At 51.3% G+C, this 1,744-nt stretch carries 2 protein-coding genes; both read left to right on the top strand.

Annotated features, from left to right (window positions below; all coding sequences use genetic code 11):
* Positions 1 to 436: DUF4367 domain-containing protein (locus GRP75_RS26120; protein WP_160790789.1), on the top strand; the 436-nt coding region annotated here is incomplete at its 5' end.
* A 257-nt stretch (positions 437 to 693) separates the two neighbouring features.
* Positions 694 to 1,744 (top strand): alanine racemase (alr, locus tag GRP75_RS26115; protein WP_160790788.1); only part of this gene is annotated, 1,051 nt, incomplete at its 3' end.

The following is a 1,744-nucleotide window of genomic DNA, read 5'->3' as shown; positions in this document are numbered from 1 at the left end:
CGCAGCAGCCAACGCAGATGCGCAGCAACAAACCCCGGGCACATCGGATGCCGCAAACGGAACGTCAGCGGGAACAGATGCGGCAGAAGCTGTGATGGGTGAGTTCGGCTTAATCGAACCGTCCTACACGCCAGCCGGAGTACAGATCAAGGATACGCCGGAGCTGGAGGATAATGGTACACATGCGGTGATGCTGCGGTATAGTGGAACGTATAACTATACCATTGTAGAGGCGCGTCCCAAAGATCGGGCAGTCGCACTAGCCGCAGGCGAACTGGTTGATATTGGAGGAAGCTTTGCCGTTCTGACCGGAGGCGAACAGCAGACGATGACCTGGATGAATGACGGAATCGAGTTCAGAATCACCAGTGCTGACCTGCCTGTGAGCGAAATGATACAAATTGCCGCTTCTATACAGGATCAATCGGGTAAATAAAACTTTATAGACGGATGCAGACGGTCTAGAGTGTAAAAATGCTCTGCTGCCGCCCGTATCCGTCTTTTGTTCATTCGGGTCTAGGATGTGCACCGCTTGTATGTCGTGTTCATTGTAGAGGATGCAGGCAAACGTCTCCTGCCATTGACAGCCACGTTTTTGAACATTACCATTAACCTTTGGAAGCAAGAACTTTGCCACACTCCGAATGGTAAAAGGTTATGTTACAGGCTAACAATTGAAGAAGGTGACTGGATTTGCAAGCACAATACAGATCGACCCGGGCCGAAATCAACCTGGATCACCTTGGCGCCAACTATGAAGCTTTTCGCAAGGCATTGCCAGCGGATAAGCTGATACTGGTCTGTGTCAAGGCTAATGCCTACGGACACGGTGCCGTGGAAATTTCAAAGGAATTGGAACGCCTTGGTGCGGATTATTTGAGCGTCGCTTTTCTGGATGAAGCGTTGGAGCTTCGTCATGCGGGGGTTCAGCTACCAATTCTAGTACTTGGTTACACCTCACCGGAAGCTGTACAAACGGCTTGGGAGCATGATATCTCATTGACTGTGTTCAGTGAAGAAGTGCTGGAGGGTATCCGCAGACTGGACCGCCAAGGAAACGAACGCAAGCTGAAGGTGCACATCAAAATAGACAGTGGCATGGGAAGACTGGGTTTGCTGCCTGGAGAAGAGGCTATGGCTTTTGTCCGGCAGGCTCACGAATTAGAGCAGGTGCTGCTGGAAGGCATGTACACCCATTTTGCCCGCGCGGATGAAGAAGACAAAAGCTATACACTGCTACAATATGATCGGTTTCGGGGCGTGGCGGAAGCGCTAAGGGAACAAGGTATTACCATTCCCATTATACATACGGGCAATAGCGCCGCCACCATTGATACCCCTTCTCTTTCCCCCAATATGGTGCGGATTGGTATCAGTATATACGGTCTGTATCCGTCTGATGAGGTTAATCGGCAAGCCATTGAGCTGCTGCCTGTATTGTCATTGAAGACGGCGGTGGTTTACACCAAAACGCTTCCTCCCGGCTGGGGAGTTAGTTATGGCACCCGGTATGTAACCTCCAGTGAAGAACGGATCGGTACACTGCCAATCGGCTATGCGGATGGATACTCCCGCATGCTGAGTGGGAAGATCGAAGTGTTGATACGCGGTCGCCGCGTCCCGGTACTCGGTACGATTTGCATGGACCAGTGTATGGTATCCTTACAATCTTTCGCAGAAGATGCGGAAGAAATCCAAACCGGCGAAGAGGTTGTTCTCATCGGCCAGGAGTCCGGCGAAACTA

Origin of the sequence: Paenibacillus sp. OT2-17, assembly GCF_009827695.1 — a bacterium.
Classification (GTDB): domain Bacteria; phylum Bacillota; class Bacilli; order Paenibacillales; family Paenibacillaceae; genus Paenibacillus; species Paenibacillus polymyxa_B.
Note: the sequence above shows the minus strand (reverse complement) of the source record. Positions and strands in the feature narration are given on the sequence as shown.